Source organism: Streptomyces sp. NPDC057743 (assembly GCF_042798755.1).
In the GTDB taxonomy this organism is placed as follows: domain Bacteria; phylum Actinomycetota; class Actinomycetes; order Streptomycetales; family Streptomycetaceae; genus Streptomyces.
The window spans coordinates 50,850-67,368 of record NZ_JBHVJX010000008.1; the positions used below are offsets into that span (position 1 = coordinate 50,850).

The 16,519-nt window shown below is 71.9% G+C and carries 12 protein-coding genes, 1 tRNA gene and 1 riboswitch; of the genes, 2 read left to right on the plus strand and 11 right to left on the minus strand.

All coding sequences use genetic code 11. From position 1 onward, the window contains the following. Positions 1–251: 251 nt before the first annotated feature. A tRNA-Leu gene (locus tag ACFVFQ_RS11290) sits at positions 252–333 on the minus strand. Between the two features lie 481 nt (positions 334–814). On the opposite strand from ACFVFQ_RS11290, the gene ACFVFQ_RS11295 reads away from it, so the two are divergent. Together ACFVFQ_RS11295 and ACFVFQ_RS11300 are read left to right on the plus strand one after the other, a co-directional pair. Then, entirely contained in the window at positions 815–1,627 is an 813-nt protein-coding gene (locus ACFVFQ_RS11295; RefSeq protein ID WP_383412527.1) for an ATP-binding cassette domain-containing protein, read from the plus strand. A 62-nt stretch (positions 1,628–1,689) separates the two neighbouring features. Then, positions 1,690–4,221, plus strand: a complete 2,532-nt coding sequence (locus tag ACFVFQ_RS11300; RefSeq protein WP_383412529.1) for an ABC transporter permease — start codon at positions 1,690–1,692, stop codon at positions 4,219–4,221. Between the two features lie 131 nt (positions 4,222–4,352). Here ACFVFQ_RS11300 and ACFVFQ_RS11305 read toward each other — a convergent pair whose 3' ends face one another. From ACFVFQ_RS11305 to ACFVFQ_RS11350, 10 genes are all read right to left on the minus strand, one after another. Continuing rightward, positions 4,353–5,672: a class I SAM-dependent methyltransferase gene (locus tag ACFVFQ_RS11305; protein WP_383412532.1), complete on the minus strand. Its 1,320-nt coding sequence runs from the start codon at positions 5,670–5,672 to the stop codon at positions 4,353–4,355. Between the two features lie 201 nt (positions 5,673–5,873). Next, positions 5,874–7,262, minus strand: a complete 1,389-nt coding sequence (locus ACFVFQ_RS11310) for an NAD(P)/FAD-dependent oxidoreductase (RefSeq protein WP_383412536.1) — start codon at positions 7,260–7,262, stop codon at positions 5,874–5,876. Positions 7,263–7,732: 470 nt separating this feature from the next. Then, complete coding sequence (locus tag ACFVFQ_RS11315) at positions 7,733–8,689, minus strand: exopolyphosphatase (RefSeq protein ID WP_383412539.1); 957 nt, start codon at positions 8,687–8,689, stop codon at positions 7,733–7,735. Then, positions 8,686–9,255, minus strand: a complete 570-nt coding sequence (locus tag ACFVFQ_RS11320; RefSeq protein WP_383412542.1) for a DUF501 domain-containing protein — start codon at positions 9,253–9,255, stop codon at positions 8,686–8,688. Before ACFVFQ_RS11320 ends, ACFVFQ_RS11315 begins: the two co-directional genes overlap by 4 nt. A gap of 87 nt (positions 9,256–9,342) precedes the next feature. Then, positions 9,343–9,825: a septum formation initiator family protein gene (locus tag ACFVFQ_RS11325; RefSeq protein WP_383412545.1), complete on the minus strand. Its 483-nt coding sequence runs from the start codon at positions 9,823–9,825 to the stop codon at positions 9,343–9,345. Between the two features lie 210 nt (positions 9,826–10,035). Next, complete coding sequence (gene eno / locus ACFVFQ_RS11330) at positions 10,036–11,316, minus strand: phosphopyruvate hydratase (RefSeq protein WP_383412548.1); 1,281 nt, start codon at positions 11,314–11,316, stop codon at positions 10,036–10,038. Positions 11,317–11,632: 316 nt separating this feature from the next. Next, positions 11,633–12,319, minus strand: a complete 687-nt coding sequence (locus ACFVFQ_RS11335) for a transglycosylase family protein (RefSeq protein ID WP_383412551.1) — start codon at positions 12,317–12,319, stop codon at positions 11,633–11,635. A 7-nt stretch (positions 12,320–12,326) separates the two neighbouring features. Beyond that, a riboswitch (cyclic di-AMP (ydaO/yuaA leader) is annotated at positions 12,327–12,496 on the minus strand. A gap of 250 nt (positions 12,497–12,746) precedes the next feature. Continuing rightward, a complete protein-coding gene (locus tag ACFVFQ_RS11340) occupies positions 12,747–13,826 on the minus strand; it encodes a transglycosylase family protein (protein WP_383412554.1) in 1,080 nt (359 codons plus the stop codon). Positions 13,827–14,065: 239 nt separating this feature from the next. Further along, positions 14,066–15,358, minus strand: a complete 1,293-nt coding sequence (locus ACFVFQ_RS11345) for a cytochrome P450 (protein WP_383413099.1) — start codon at positions 15,356–15,358, stop codon at positions 14,066–14,068. Positions 15,359–15,614: 256 nt separating this feature from the next. Continuing rightward, a complete protein-coding gene (locus ACFVFQ_RS11350; RefSeq protein ID WP_383412557.1) occupies positions 15,615–16,490 on the minus strand; it encodes a LysR family transcriptional regulator in 876 nt (291 codons plus the stop codon). Positions 16,491–16,519: the final 29 nt, after the last annotated feature.

The window sequence follows — 16,519 nt, forward strand, 5'->3', positions numbered from 1 at the left end:
GCTGACGGATCGTTTCTATCGGAGAAAACGCCGGCGGGGTTCTCCGGCAGAAACGACCCCAAGGCCGTTTGGAAGGCGCCTTCGGCTGCGAAGTCCACAAGCGCGCGGGCGGCTTCGCACCGGCACCCGCGTCCCGCGGGCCGGTCGTAAGGCGGAGGTTTCCCACCGCGTTCCCGACTTTTTCCCACATCCCCGTCGCCGGGTCGCCCCCGCCCCCTGTCTTCGCAGGTAAGAAGGGCCGTCGTAGGCAGTGCCCGGAGCCGGACTTGAACCGGCACGGCCCGAAGGCCAGCGAGGTTTAAGCTCGCCGTGTCTGCATTCCACCATCCGGGCAGGGATCCCCCATGCCGCCTCAGTTGGAGGCAGAACGAGCGTAGCCCGAGGGGCCCGAAGCGGATCGGCCGCTCAACCCGAGGTTGTCTTATTTTATTGGCAACTGAGGGGGCATCAGTGCCGGCCAGGGCCCCCGGCACATGCCTGAAGCCCATGTTCGCCGATGGCCGCGAGGACGAAATTCGACCCCGAATTGACGGAAACTCGATGCCTGTGCGGCGGCCCCCTCCGCTCCCGCCAGGCACCCGCGCCGGGGCCCCTGCGGCGCCCCGGAAGGCGCCGACGGTCTCAGGGGGGAGCCTCATACCCAGGGATGAGGGGGCGGGGTGCGCTAATCCCTGGGAGTGGTTCGAGGACGGTCACACGGGTTGACGTTCCGGGCGGGTGGGCTGCCGGACGATGGAAGCCGATGTTCCACCGTCGCCCCGGCCGTTGTGCCGGCGCGCGGCGGCCCACCCTCGTTCGACAGGAGCCCCTTCCCGTGACCACCACCCACTCCGGCGTCTCCCTCGCCGACCGCAGCACCGCGGTGGCCGCCCGCGCCACGGACCTCACCAAGGTCTACGGACACGGCGAGACCCAGGTGGTCGCCCTGGACGCGGTCTCCGTCGACTTCCGACAGGCCCAGTTCACCGCGATCATGGGCCCCTCCGGGTCCGGCAAGTCCACGCTGATGCACTGCATGGCCGGTCTGGACGCGATCTCCGGCGGCTCCGCGCGGATCGGCGACGTCGAGCTGACCGGGCTGAAGGACAGGAAGCTCACCCAACTCCGGCGCGACAAGATCGGCTTCATCTTCCAGGCGTTCAACCTCCTCCCGACGCTCACCGCCCTGGAGAACATCACCCTCCCCATGGACATCGCCGGCCGTAAGCCGGACCGCGCCTGGCTGGAGCGGGTCGTGGAGACCGTCGGCCTCTCCGAGCGGCTCAAGCACCGCCCGAGCCAGCTCTCCGGCGGCCAGCAGCAGCGCGTGGCGGTGGCCCGCGCCCTGGCCTCCCGGCCCGAGATCATCTTCGCCGACGAGCCCACCGGAAACCTCGACTCCCGCTCCGGCGCCGAGGTCCTCGGCTTCCTGCGCAACTCCGTGCGCGAGCTGGGTCAGACCGTGGTGATGGTGACCCACGACGCCGTCGCGGCGTCCTACGCGGACCGCGTGATATTCCTCGCCGACGGCCGGATCGTCGACGACATGCCCAACCCGAGCGCCGACATGGTGCTGGAGCGCATGCTGCGTTTTTCCGGGGGACGCCCCCAGACCCCCGGCTCCGACGCCAAGGGCCGCATCAGCTGATCACCAGCAGCCACCTCCCCCACCCCGGACTCCCCGGACCACTCCTCCAGGACTGACCCACCATGTTCCGTACCGCCTTGCGCAATGTGCTCGCGCACAAGGCCCGGCTGCTGATGACCGTGCTCGCCGTCATGCTCGGCGTCGCCTTCGTCTCCGGCACCCTGGTCTTCACCTCCACACTTTCCAACGCCCTCCAGGGCTCCGCCCGCAAGGGCTTCGACAACGTCGACGTCGCCATCCAGCGCGGCGCCTCCGACCCCGCCGGCGAGGCCCCCGGGGCTCGCCCCGCGCTCGACCAGAAGCTGTTGGAGGCGGCCGCCGGCCTGCCCGGCGTCGCCACCGCCACCGGCACCGTCTCCGGCTTCACCGCCATCGCCGACAAGCACGGCACGCTGATCGGCGACGGCTTCTCGACCACCGGCAGCAACTACTCCCCCGGCACCGACGGCACCGACGCGCGCTACCCGATGCGCACCGGCACCGCCCCCAAGGGCCCGCAGGAGTTCGCGCTGGACGCCCACACCGCCGACCGCGGCGGGTACCGGGTCGGCGACACCGTCCGGATATCCGTCGACGGCCCGGTCCGCGAGCAGAAGCTGTCCGGCATCTTCACCACCGACGACGCCCGGGTCGGCGCCGGCGGCAGCCTCGCGCTGTTCGACACCGCCACCGCCCAGAAGCTGTTCGCGACCCCCGGCCACTTCGACGAGATCGACCTCAAGGCCGCCCCCGGCACCTCCCAGACGGCGCTGAAGGACGCGGTGGAGAAGGTGCTGCCGCAGGGCACCGAGGCCAACACCGGCCGTCAACTCGCCGACGACCAGGCCAAGATGATCGCCCAGAGCATGGACGGGATGAAGACCGCCCTGCTCGGCTTCGCCGGCGTCGCGCTCTTCGTCGGCATCTTCATCATCGCCAACACCTTCACCATGCTGGTCGCCCAGCGCACCAAGGAGCTGGCGCTGATGCGCGCGGTCGGCGCCAGCCGCCGCCAGATCACCCGCTCGGTGCTGACCGAGGCGTTCGTGGTGGGCGCGGTGGCCGCGGTCACCGGTCTGCTGGCCGGCATCGGCATCGGCGCCGCGCTGCGCTCCCTGATGAGCCTCACCGGCGCCACGGTGCCCGAGGGCCCGCTGGTGGTCTCGCCCAGCACGGTCCTGACCGCCCTGGCCGTCGGCATCGTCGTCACGGTGCTGGCCGCCGGGCTGCCCGGCCGCCGGGCCGCGAAGATCCCGCCGGTCGCCGCGATGAACAGCGTGCACGCCACCGCCACCACCAAGTCGCTGGTGATCCGCAACACCATCGGTGCGCTCTTCGCCGGCGCCGGCACCGCCGCGGTGCTGGTCGCCACCGGGATGTCCGACGGCAAGGCCACCATGGCCGCGGGCGCCGCGCTGCTGCTGATCGGCGTGTTCGTGCTGACGCCGCTGCTGTCCCGCCCGCTGATCGCGCTGGCCGCGCCGGTGCTGCGCCTCTTCGGCATATCCGGCGTCCTGGCCCGGCAGAACGCGGTCCGCAACCCGCGCCGCACGGCCGCCACCGCCTCCGCGCTGATGATCGGGCTGACCCTGATCACCGGCCTGACGGTGATCGCCGGCAGCGTCCAGCAGGGCATCGACAAGATGGCCACCTCCGCCCTGAAGGCCGACTACGTGGTCTCCATGGCGACCCACTCGCCGCTCTCCCCCGACGTGGCGAAGAAGCTGGCGCATGCCGACGGGGTCACCGCCTCCAGCCCGCTGCGCAACGCCCCGGCCCGGATCGGCACCGACACCGAGTACCTCACCGGCGTCAACGGCAAGGAGTTCGACCAGCTCACCCGCCTCGACTTCACCGAGGGCGCGCTCGGGGCGCTGCACGGCGAGCGGGCCCTGGTCGACGACACCCTCGCCAAGCGGAAGGGCTGGCACCCCGGCTCCCGCGTCGCGGTGACCTTCGAGGACGGCTCGAAGGGCAACCTGACCATCGGCGGCGTCTACGAGGGCAACCAGATCCTCAGCGGCATCCTCCTGGACAACGACACCCTCGCCCGGCACCAGAAGCACACCACCGACATGCAGGTGCTGGTCAAGACCGCGCACGGCGCCACCCCCGAGGCCAAGGACTCCCTGGTCAAGGCGCTCGGCAAGAACCCGGCGATCACCGTCGCGGACAAGAAGGACGTCTCCGGCGCCATCGCCCAGACCTTCACCCTGCTGCTGAACATGGTCTACGGCCTGCTGGCCATGGCGGTGATCGTCGCGGTGCTCGGCGTCGTCAACACCCTGGCGATGTCGGTCTTCGAGCGCTCCCAGGAGATCGGCATGCTGCGCGCCATCGGCCTGGACCGCCGCGGCATCAAGCGGATGGTGCGGCTGGAGTCGCTGGTGATCTCGCTCTTCGGCGGGGTGCTGGGCATCGGCCTGGGCGTGTTCTTCGGCTGGGCGGCCGGCGAGTTGATCGGCGGCGCGCTGCCGACCTACGAACTGGTCATGCCCTGGGGCCGGATGGCCGTCTTCCTCGCGGTGGCCGCGCTGGTCGGCGTCCTGGCCGCGCTGTGGCCGGCGCGCCGGGCGGCGAAGCTCAACATGCTCCAGGCCATCAAGGCCGAGTAGCCGGCACGGGGGCCCGCAGCGGCCCCCGATCGGACCGAGGGCCCCGGTCCCCCGCAGCAGCGCGGGAGACCGGGGCCCTCGGTCGTGCGCGGCCCCGCCGGACCCTCAACGGCCGCGGGGCGGACGCCGGTTCAGTCCCGCCAGTCGCGGGCCCGCAGCGGCATCCCGGAGGCGCCGGAGTCCGGCGTGCGGATGGCCAACACCTGGTTGACTCCTATCCGGTTGCGCTCGAACGACAGCGCCGAGGCGGCCATGTAGAGCCGCCAGACCCGGGCCCGGCCCGGGGAGGTCAGGCGCACCGCCTGTGCCCAGTGGGCCTCCAGATTGGCCACCCACGCACGCAGCGTCAGCGCGTAGTGCTCCCGGATCGCCTCCACGTCCCGCACCTCGAAGCCGGCCTCCTCCAGCTGACCGACGGTCCGCCCGATCGGGGCCAACTCCCCGTCGGGGAAGACATAGCGATCGATGAACTCATCGACCTGGTACGCCTCTTCGTCCGCCAGCGGCCGCCGGGCGATCTGGTGGTTGAGCAGCCGCCCGCCGGGCTTCAGCAGGGCGTGCAGCAGCCCCGCGTACTCCGCGTACCGGGCCCGGCCGACGTGCTCGGCCATCCCGATCGAGGAGATCGCGTCGAACGGCCCGTCGGCGACCTCGCGGTAGTCCTGCACCCGGATCTCGATCCGGTCGGTGAGACCGGCGTCCGCGACCCGCTTACGGGCGTAGGCGGCCTGCTCCTCGGAGAGCGTGATGCCGACCGCGCGCACACCGTACTCGCGGGCCGCGTGCAGCACCATCGAGCCCCAGCCGCAGCCCACGTCCAGCAGCCGCTGCCCCTCGCGCAGGCCCAGCTTGCGGCAGATCAGGTCCAGCTTGTCGCGCTGGGCGTCCTCCAACGTGCCGGCGGCGCCCTCGGCGGCTCCCCAGTAGGCGCACGAGTAGACCATCGACGGCCCGAGCACCAGCTCGTAGAAGTCGTTGCCGACGTCGTAGTGGTGGCTGATGGCCTGGCGGTCGCGGAGCAGCGAGTGCAGCGCCCCGCGGCGCGGGCGGGCCTCCTCGACGGGCGGCGCGGGCGGGACGGGGAGCCCGGCCAGGGACAGCAGTTCCTTGCCGGCGGCGCGAACCTCGGGGCGGGCCAGGGCGCGCAGCGCGGCGGCGCGCGGCTGCTTGGTGGCGGCGCCGCCGCGCTCCCAGATCATCCCGGCGAGCCGGTCCAGCGCCTCGTAGAGGTCACCGTCGACGTCGATGTCGCCGGCCACCCAGGCCCGCGCCAGGCCCAACTCCCCTGGTTTGAACAGCAGTCGGCGCAGCGCCCGGCGGTTGCGGACGACCAGCACGGGGGCTCCCGGCGGACCGGACTCGCTTGCGTCCCAGGCGCGAATCCGCACCGGGAGCGGGGCTCCCAGCACCTCCTCGGCGAGCTTCGTGAGCCGTCCAGCGGCACCGGCCATGTCGCACACCTCCGTCATGACGAGTCGGGCGAAGAAGTTTCACCCACCACGTAAACGTCAAGTGGGTGCCCCACTAGTCCCGTTCGCCTGCTAGAGAACAGCACGCCGGCCGGATTCGGCCACACCCCGGGCACGCCGAAGGGCGCCCGCCCCACGGATGGCGGACGCCCTTCGGGCTGGTCGGGGTACCCGACCGGGGATTCAGGAAGCCTTGGCCTTCGGCTTGTCCCCACCGGCCGCGGCGGCCGGGGCGGGGGCCGGCTTGGCGGCCTCGTAGAACTCCTCGCGGGGGTTCTCCATGGCGCCGAGCGAGACCACCTCGCGCTTGAGGAAGGTCGCCAGCGTCCAGTCGGCGAAGACCCGGATCTTGCGGTTGAACGTCGGCATCGCCATGCCGTGGTACGCGCGGTGCATGTACCAGGCGAGACGGCCCTTGAGCTTGATCTTCATCTTGCCCATGACGATCATCGCGACGCCCTTGTGCAGGCCCAGGCCCGCGACCGCGCCCTTGTTGGCGTGGCTGTACTCCTTCTGCGGGAAGCCCCGCATGCCGGAGACCACGTTGTCGCCGAGGACCTTGGCCTGCCGCAGCGCGTGCTGCGCGTTCGGCGGGCACCAGGCGTTCTCGTTGCCGTTCTTGCGGCCGACCAGGTCCGGGACCTGGGCGTTGTCGCCCGCGGCCCAGATGTAGTCGGTGCCCTGCACCTGGAGGGTGGCGGCGGTGTCGATGTGACCGCGCGGGCCCAGCGGCAGACCGAAGCGGGACAGCGCCGGGTTCGGCTTGACGCCGGCGGTCCACACGATGGTGTTGGAGAGCACCTCAAGGCCGTTGTTGAGGATCACGTGGCCGTCGACGCAGGAGTCCATGCCGGTCTTGAGGTAGACCTCGACCCCGCGCGACTCCAGGTGCTCCTTGCCGTAGGCGCCCAGCTTCGGGCCGACCTCGGGGAGGATCTTGTCGGCGACGTCGACGAGGAGGAAGCGCATGTCCTCGCGCTTGACGTTCTTGTAGTACTTCGCGGCGTCGCGGGCCATGTCCTCGACCTCGCCGACGGTCTCCGCACCGGCGAAGCCACCGCCGACGAAGACGAAGGTCAGCGCCTTGCGGCGGACCTCCTCGTCGGTCGTGGAGTCGGCCTTGTCCAGCTGCTCCAGCACGTGGTTGCGCAGGCCGATGGCCTCCTCCACGCCCTTCATGCCGATGCCGTTCTCGGCCAGGCCGGGGATCGGGAAGGTGCGGGAGACCGCTCCCATCGCCACGACCAGGTAGTCGAAGGGCAGCTCGTACGCATCGCCCACGAGCGGGGCGATGGTGGCGACCTTGCGGTCCTGGTCGATGGTGGTCACCCGACCAGTGAGGACCTCCGCCTTGGGCAGCACGCGCCGCAGCGGGACCACAACGTGGCGGGGGGAGATGCTGCCGGCCGCAGCTTCAGGGAGGAAGGGCTGGTACGTCATGTACGAGCGCGGGTCGACGACCGTGACGGTCGCCTCGCCGTACCGCATCTTCTTCAGGATGCGGCGTGCCGCGTACAGGCCTACGTACCCACCGCCTACAACGAGGATCCTGGGACGCTCCGTGGTGCTCATGCAATCGAGTATCCACCCCCACATGGGGGGTCGCTCGTGAGCCCCTTCACAAGAATGACGGAGGCATCTGCTACACTCCGCCGGCTTCGTGACCGACGCCATAGCGCGTTACGGGAACCACGGTATAACGCGACACGTTGGATACCCCCGTTGATCAGGGCTTGTCCCCCTCTGAGCGGCCGTACCGCGCCCCTCGCGCACGCTCCCGTAACACGGCGGACACCCTGCGAAGACCCCGAGGTTCCCGGGCAGATGAGTCCTAAGACCTTCGAATGAGGGACGAACGGCGGGTTAGTTCGCCCGGGAGGCGGGTTTTTCATGTGAAGGATTTCACGAACCTTTTTTCCGGGGGCCCGCCCGGAGGGCCTTATGCGCCCCTGAAAACCGCTCGGACGACCCCCCGCCCGCTCAAAAACCCCGTCGCGGGCGGGGGTTGTCGCACCGTTCGCCGGCGGTGCACCCGGGCACCGTCAGGCGATGCTCCAGGCGATTCCGTCCAAAATGTCGTGTTCGCTGACCACGACCTCCTCGGCGCCGACCCGCTCCATGATCGACAGCAGCACGAGCGCACCGGCGGCGATGACGTCGACCCGGCCGGGGTGCAGCACCGGGATCGCCGCACGCTCGGCGTGAGTGGAGGCCAGCAGGCGCTCGGTGACCTCGCGGACCGTGGCCAGGGAGATCCGGGAGTGGTGGATCGCCGCGGAGTCGTAGTCCGCAAGGCCCAGCGCGATGGCGGCGACGGTGGTCACCGAACCGGCGAGCCCGACCAGGGTGGCGGCCTCGGTCAGCGGGACGCTCTCCTCTGCCTGGTCCAGCGCCGCGGCGATGTCGGCCCTTATGGCGTCGATCTGGGCAGCGGTGGGCGGGTCGCTGAGCGGCGCGCCCGAACCGCCCGTCGCGGCGTGGAGGTGGCGCTCGGTCATCCGGACGCAGCCGACGTCGACCGAGCGGGCCGCGCGGACCGCCTCGCCGCCGAGCACGAACTCGGTGGAGCCGCCGCCGATGTCCACGACGAGGTACGGGAGTTGGATGTGCGGGTGGCCGGTCAGCTCCTTGGTGGCGCCGGTGAAGGAGAACTCCGCCTCCTGGTCGCCGGAGATCACCTCCGGCTCGACGCCCAGGATGTCCACGACCCCGCGGACGAAGTCCTCGCGGTTCTCCGCGTCCCGGGAGGCGGAGGTCGCCACGAACCGCAGCCGCTCGGCGCCCAGGCCCTTGATCACCGCGGCGTACTCGCGGCAGGCCGCGAAGGTGCGCTCCAGCGCCTCCGGCGCCAGCCGGCCGGTGCGGTCCACTCCCTGGCCGAGCCGGACGATCTGCATCCGGCGGTCCAGGTCCTTCAGTTCACCGGTCGTCGGGTCCAGATCGGCGACCAGCAGCCGGATGGAGTTCGTACCGCAGTCGATGGCGGCGACCCGCGTCACTTGGCGTCTCCTTCGGGGGCTTCGGGAGCTTCGGGGGCCTCTGCGCCCTGCGCGCACGGGGTTACGCAGGGGCCCTTGCGCCACCACTCGGGGAGCATCGCCAGCGCCTCGTCGCCGAGCGGGTTGACGCCGGGGCCGGCGGCGAGCGAGTGGCCGACGAGGACGTGCAGGCACTTGACCCGGTCGGGCATCCCGCCCGCGCTCGGGAAGCCCTGGAGCACCTCGATGGCGTCCCGGCGCCGGATGTAGTCCTCGTGCGCCGCGCGGTAGGCGGCGGCCAACTCCGGGTCTTCGGCCAGCCGCTCGGTCATCTCCTTCATCACGCCGTTCGCCTCCAACGTGCCGATCGCGGACGCGGCGCGCGGGCAGGTCAGGTAGTAGAGCGTGGGGAAGGGGGTGCCGTCCTCCAGGCGCGGCGCGGTCTCGACGACGTCCGGCTGCCCGCAGGGGCAGCGGTGCGCGATGGCGCGCAGGCCGCGCGGCGGGCGGCCGAGCTGGTCCTTGAAGGCGGCGATGTCCGCGGCGGTGGGCTCGGTGGGCTCGGTCTGGGGCGGGGGCGTGTCCATGTGCGCTTTCGGTGAGGGCCGGTGGTGGGTGGCGGGCGGCCGGGGCGGGCCCGCCCGTACAGTCTCGCCGGTCGCCGCCGGTGCGGGCTACCGCCCCACGGCTGCGTCGATGGGGTCCGTGGCGTCGGCGTCGTCCACGGCGTTCCAGAGCTTGTCGTACCAGGGGCGGTCGGCCGCCTCGGCGCCCTTGGGCGCGGCACGGGCGCCGGAGCCGTCCTGGACGATGTACCCGGTCTCGTCCGGCATGACGAAGTGCAGGTGGCGGCGGGCCTGTTGACGGACGTAGGCCGGGTCCTGCCAGCGGGCCTTCTCGTCGCGCAGCCGGTTCAGCGCGGCGGCCGCGTTCTGGGCCTTGCGGCGCTGGTCGGCGATGTCGGAGCGCTGGGAGATGTACTGCCGCATCGGGTACGCGAGGGCGACCACCAGCGAGCACATCACCAGGGCCAGCAGCGCGGCGCGGCCGGTGAGGCGGTTGCGGCGGGGTCGCCGCTTGGCGCGGTAGACGCGGGCGGCGGCCTGCTCGCCGAGCGCCTTGAGCCGGGTCGCGGTGGAGAACCGGTCCGCGGGCACGTCGCCTCCCCTTCAGCTTCCGTCCATCACACGCGTCACGGCGGTCGTCACGACGTGCGTCGTCCCCGGCCACGGTACGGGACCGGGGCCGGGGACGTGCGCGCTTCGCCCCGGCTTTGCCCGCAGGTCACATCGTGCGGAGCACCGCGGGGGCGGTGGTGTGGTCGGCGCCCGGAGGCGCGGGGCGGCGCCTCCGGGTCGACGCGGGCGTCAGCCCTTGAAGCGCGGGAAGGCGCTGCGGCCCGCGTACACCGCGGCGTCGTCGAGGATCTCCTCGATGCGCAGCAGCTGGTTGTACTTGGCGACGCGCTCGGAGCGGGCCGGGGCGCCGGTCTTGATCTGGCCGCAGTTGGTGGCGACGGCGAGGTCGGCGATGGTGACGTCCTCGGTCTCGCCGGAGCGGTGCGACATCATGCACTTGAAGCCGTTGCGCTGGGCCAGCTCGACGGCGTCCAGGGTCTCGGTCAGCGAACCGATCTGGTTGACCTTCACCAGGAGGGCGTTGGCGGAGCCCTCCTCGATGCCGCGGGCCAGGCGCTCGGGGTTGGTGACGAACAGGTCGTCACCCACGAGCTGGACCTTGGTGCCGAGCTTGTCGGTGATGACCTTCCAGCCGGCCCAGTCGTCCTCGAACAGCGGGTCCTCGATGGAGACGAGCGGGTACGCGGAGACGAGCTCCTCGTAGTACTCGGTCATCTCAGCGGCCGAGCGCTCCTTGCCCTCGAACTGGTACTTGCCGTCCTTGTAGAACTCGGAGGCGGCGACGTCCAGGGCCAGCGCGATGTCCTGGCCGGGGGCGTAGCCGGCCTCCTTGATGGCCTCCAGGATGAGGTCCAGGGCCTCGCGGTTGGAGCCGAGGTTCGGGGCGAAGCCGCCCTCGTCGCCCAGACCGGTGGCCAGGCCCTTGCGCTTCAGGACCTTCTTGAGGGTGTGGTAGACCTCGGCGCCCCAACGCAGCGCCTCGGAGAAGGACTCCGCGCCGATCGGCGCGATCATGAACTCCTGGATGTCCACGTTGGAGTCGGCGTGCGAGCCACCGTTGAGGATGTTCATCATCGGCACCGGCAGGACGTGCGCGTTCGGGCCACCGAGGTAGCGGAACAGCGGCAGGTCGCTGGCCTCGGAGGCGGCGTGCGCGACGGCCAGGGAGACGCCGAGGATGGCGTTGGCGCCCAGCGAGCCCTTGTTGTCGGTGGCGTCCAGGTCGAACATCGCCTGGTCGATCAGCCGCTGCTCGGTCGCGTCGTAGCCGACGAGCTCCGGGCCGATCTGCTCGATGACCGCGAGGACGGCCTTCTCGACGCCCTTGCCGAGGTAGCGGTTGGGGTCACCGTCCCGCAGCTCGACGGCCTCGAAGGCGCCGGTCGAGGCGCCGGACGGGACGGCGGCACGGCCGGTGCTGCCGTCGTCGAGGCCGACCTCGACCTCGACCGTGGGATTACCTCGCGAGTCGAGAATTTCGCGGGCTACGACGACGTCGATGGACGGCACGTTGTCTCCTTCGGGGGTGTCTGGAGTTCTCGCCATGAGCCTAACGGCCCCGGACGTGTCCGCTTGCCCGTGGCCCGCTCCGTGGGACGAAAAAACCCAACAAGCAGGCCAAACTCCCAGTTCATGGGAGGTTTCCGGGCGTTGTTCGCTATGCGGGTAACGCCGCGCCGGGCCGTCTGATGGCCTCGGAAACGGTGCACGTCAGCGGGGGGGCTCGGGCGCGGTGCGGCACGGCGCAGGGGCGCTTGGACATAAGAAGCCCCGCCGCGGCGCGCTCGGGGGTACGCGCCGGGGCGGGGCAGCTTTCGCGGGCGGCTCAGATGCTGAGCTTCTGGCCCGGGAAGATCAGGTTGGGGTTGCCGCCGACGACGGACTTGTTGGCGGCGTAGAGCGCCTTCCAGTTGGTGCCGTGCGCCTTGGCGATCTTGGCGAGGGTGTCGCCCGACTTCACGGTGTAGGTGTCACCGGAGCGGTGCGACTGCTGCGGGGCCGGCTGGGCCTTCTCGACCTTCTCGCGGACCGGGGCGGACTTCTTCTTGGTGGTGCCCTCGGTCTGCTTGCGAGTCTCGGAGGTGCCCTGGCTCTTCTTGACCGTGGCGCCACCGGAGGTGTCGACGTTGGCGGCCGGGCCACCGGCGGTCAGGTTGCCGGCGCCGGCGCAGGACCAGGCACCCGGGCCCTGGATGGCGAGCAGCTTCTCGGCGGCGGCGATCTGCTGGGCCTTGGTGGCCAGGTCGGCGCGGGCCGCGTACTGGGTACCACCGGCGGCGGCCCAGCTGGAGTTGGAGAACTGCAGGCCACCGTAGTAGCCGTTACCGGTGTTGATCGACCAGTTGCCACCGGACTCGCACTGGGCGACCTTGTCCCAGGTGGCGACCGAGGCGGCGGAAGCGGAGGTGGCGCCCATCAGCGGGACGGCGACGGCGGCGCCGGCGACACCGGCCAGGGTGGCGACGCGGACGGCCTTGGAGCTGCGGCGGTGCTTGCCCTTGTTGATCAGCATCGTGCGTTCGTTTCCTCACCGACGCCTACGAGGTGAGCTGTCGGGTTCGGGCCGTGTGAGCTGCCCGGCCGCGTGTGCTGCACACGCGACTTCACCCCAAGCCGGTTGACCCGCTTTCACGGGTGGGGCCGGCACTTACCTTGGGTCCCCCGCTCCTGCCTTCGGCGCTTGCGCGTCGTCGTCCTCCGACCGCCGGCAGGATTCGGCGTGCGATCGAAGGGCCCGCTTTGGCGAGCGGTCCTGACCGTAAGCAAAACCCTGTTGGTGTTCAAACCCCATCTTCTGAACCAAGTTGACCGTTTTTGATCATCAGGGCGGACATTTCCGCAGGTGGACCCCGGTATCGAAACGGGGGGCGGGACCCGCCCCATCCCCCGCAACGAGAGCCATATCTCACTTTTACGAAACCGCCCCGAACCGGCGGTAACTACCCCTGCGCCCGCCCGAGATCGAGCAGTTGACCAGGAAGGATGAGGTCCGCATCGGAGCCGATGACGCCGCGGTTGCGGTCGTAGAGCGCGGGCCAGCCGCCCGGCAGGTCATGGCGCTCGGCGATGGCTGACAGGTTGTCACCCGGGCGTACGCGGTAGTCGTCGGCGCCCGCCGGGGGCGTGCGGTGCGCCGCCCCACCGCGCGAGGCGTGCCGGCCGCTGCCGCCGTCCCGCTCGTCTCCGGAGCCCGAGCCGTCGCCGGGCGCACCGCGGTGCTTGCCGGCGGCGGGGGGCGTACCGGGGTCGGACGGGGGCGAGGAGGGAGACGGGGTCGCGTCCGAGGGATCGGTGGAGGGGGTGCCGGACGGCGACGTGGCGGGCGGCCCGGACGGCGACCCCGACGGCTCCCCGGTCGGGCCCCCGGTCGGCTTCCCGGGCGACGAGGGGGACGGGGTGGCCGACGGGGAACCCGACGGCGATCCGGACGGCGACGCGGAGTCCGTCGGGCTTGTGGGGCCCGTGGTGCCCGTGGGGTCCGTCGGGTCCTGGCTCGCCGAAGGGGCGCCCGGGGTACCGGAGTCGGAGTCCGCCCCGGGGTCGGCGTCGCTGCCGGACGGGGCGGGCGTCGTGGCGCCCGGACCCGCGCGGTCCGCGTCGCCCGACGTGCCGGACGGGTCGCCGGTGGCCGGGTCGTCGGCCGAGGGGTCGTGCGTGGGGCGCGGGGTGGGGCGGCTGGTGCTGCCCGGGTCGACGCCCGGCTTGCGGCCGCCCTTCGTCAGCCCGGCGTCCACCGCGCAGCTCGGGAAGGCGTCCGGGCCGCGGTCGTCGAGGATCGCCTGGGCCACGGCTATCTGCTGGGCGCGGCTGGCGAGGTCGGGGCGGGAGGCGTAGGCGGAACCGCCGTAGTGGTCCCACATCTCCTGGGTGAGCTGGAGGCCGCCGTAGAAACCGTTGCCGGTGGCGGAGCTCCACATTCCGCCGCTCTCGCACTGCGCGACGCGGTCCCAGGTCGCCGCGTCGGCGGCCTGTGCGCCACCGGCGCTGAGCAGGGGCAGGGCCAGCCCCGCGCCGGTCACTCCTGCCGTGACAAAGATGGCCGGTGCTTGTCGGGGGCGACGATGCCGGCCGTTCCCGGAACGCATGCGGTTGCCTTTCGCGCGGCGGTTGAGTTGTCGGATCGCGGTCGGCGGGGGCGCCGTGGAGGGCGGCCCGCGATCGACCTCGATCGCCGGACGAAAGGTAGCCGGGGTTACGGGCAGTCACAAGCCGGTGTAGCGGAGATCACGCAATGGTCACATGCCTGACAGTTCGTCAACTATGCGGCCGTGCCTGGTGGGGACGGTTCCGGCGCTCCCTCCGGTGCGACCTCCGGCGTGAACTCCACCGGCAGGGTGCGCAGTCCGCGCATGATGAGCCCGCCGCGCCACCGCAAATCGTCCGGTTCCGCCGCAAGTCGGAGGTCCGGTAGGCGGGTCAGGAGGGTGGCGAGGGCGGTCTGCCCTTCGAGGCGGGCGAGCGGTGCGCCGAGGCAGTAGTGGATGCCGTGCCCGTAGCCGAGATGAGGATTGTCACGCCGCGTGAGGTCGAGCACGTCCGGCTCGTCGAAGCGGGCCGGGTCGCGGTCGGCGGCGGCCAGCACCACCAACACCGGGTCCCCCTCGGCGATCCGCTGCCCGCCCAGCGTCAACTCCCGGGTCGCGTACCGCCAGGTCGCCAGCTCCACCGGCCCGTCGTAGCGCAGCAGTTCCTCGACGGCGATGGCGAGCAGCTCGGCGTCGCCGGCCGCGATCGACTTCTGGAGCAGCTCCCGCTGGGCCGGGTGGCGAAGCAGCGCGTAGGTGCCGTTGCCGATGAGGTTGACGGTGGTCTCGAAGCCGGCGAAGAGCAGGACGAAGCACATCGCGGCGGCCTCGTTCTCGGTGAGGTGCTCGCCGTGGTCGGAGGCCCGGATCAGGCCGGAGATCAGGTCGTCGCCGAGGTCGGCCCGCTTGCGGTGGATCAACTCGGCCAGATACGCCCGCATCTTCTTCACGGAACGGGCGACGCCGCCGCGCGGGCCCCCGCCGTGCCGGATCATCATGCCCGCCCAGTCCCGGAAGTCGTCCTGGTCCTCGGGCGGGACGCCGAGCAGGTCGCAGATCGCGTAGATCGGCAGCGGGAAGGCGAACTCGTGGATGAGGTCGGCGCTGCCGCGCTGTGCGAAGCCGTCGATGAGCTGGTCGGTCAACTCCTGTATGCGCGGCGCGAACGCGGCGACCCGGCGCGGGGTGAACGCCTTGGAGACCAGGCGGCGCAGCCGGGTGTGGTCCGGGGGGTCGATGTTCAGCAGGTGCGTCATGAGGTTGGCGCCGCGCTCGCCCGGAATGCCCGTCTTGCCCTTTCCGTGCGCGGACTCGGAGTGGTGCACCGGATTCTTCGACAGCCGGGCGTCGGCGAGCGCCTGCCGGGCGTCCGGGTAACGGGTGACCAGCCACGCCTCGACGCCGCTGGGCAACCGGGTCCGGTGCACCGGCGCGTGCTCGCGCAGCCAGGCGTACGCCGGGTACGGGTCGGCGGCGAACTGCCAGGAGAAGAGCGCCGGGGTCGGGCCGAGGGCGGCGGCGGTCACGGGGCAGTCGGTGGGGGCGGGCGCTCCGGTGGCCGGAGGGCCACTCTCCGGGCCGGCGGTGGGGGCGGTCTCCGGGCGGTTCTCGGACCCGGTCTCCGTGCGGGCGTCGGGTCCGCTCTCCGGGCAGGCGTCGGGCTTGTGGTGCACACCTCGACCGTAACCGGTGCCGCACCCGCCCCACGCGTCCGCGCCCTTTCCTACCCGCCCCTCCGCGGTGACGTGCCCCCTCCGCGGTCCCTGCGCAGGGGCCCGGCCCCTACCCCGTCTCCACCCCCAGCCCCGCCAGGAACGCCGCCGCGGCCGGCGACATCCCCAGCCCGCTCCACACCACCCGCTCGGTCCGCTCCGGCGCCGGCCGCACCCGGACCGTCCGCAGCCCGCCGAGCCGACGGGCGAACGCCTCCGGCACCATCCCGATCCCGAGCCCGGCCCGCACCAGCTCCGCCATGGACTCCACCGTCGTCACCTCGAAGGGCACCTCCGCCGTCAGCCCCGCCGCCCGGAACGCCTCGTCCCGCTGGCGACGGGCCGCCGACCCCGCCGTCCAGTCCACGAACGTCTCCCGGGCCACCCGCGCCAACGTCGTCCACTCCCGCCCGGCCAGCGGATGCTCCGGCGGCACCACCGCGACCAACTCCCCGCGCGCCAGCACCTTTTCCCGCACGCCGACCGTCCGCGCCCCGGGCGTCAGCCCCACGAACGCGACGTCCAACGTGCCCGCCCGCACCTCGTCCAGCAGCGGATCGCTCATCTCCATCCGGAGGCTGATCCGCACCTCCGGGTACCTCGCGCGAAACGCCCCCAGTTCCCCGGCGAGATCGACGGCGCTGACGGTCGAGATCGCCCCCACCGCCAGCCGCCCGCGCACCGCGCCGCTCACCGCCGCCACCTCCGCGCGCGCCCGCTCGGCCGCCTGGAGCGCCTGCCGGGCGACCGGAACGAACGCCTCCCCCGCGGCGGTCAGCCGCACGCTCCGGCTGGTCCGGTCGAAGAGCCGCGCCCCCAACTCCTTCTCCAGCCGGGCGATCTGATGGCTGAGCGCGGACTGCACCACATGGCAGCGCTCCGCGGCCCGGGTGAACCCACCGGTCTCGGCGACCGCGACGACGTACCGCATCTGCTGGAGCTCCATGCGCGCGATCGTAAGCGCGCCCCGTCCCC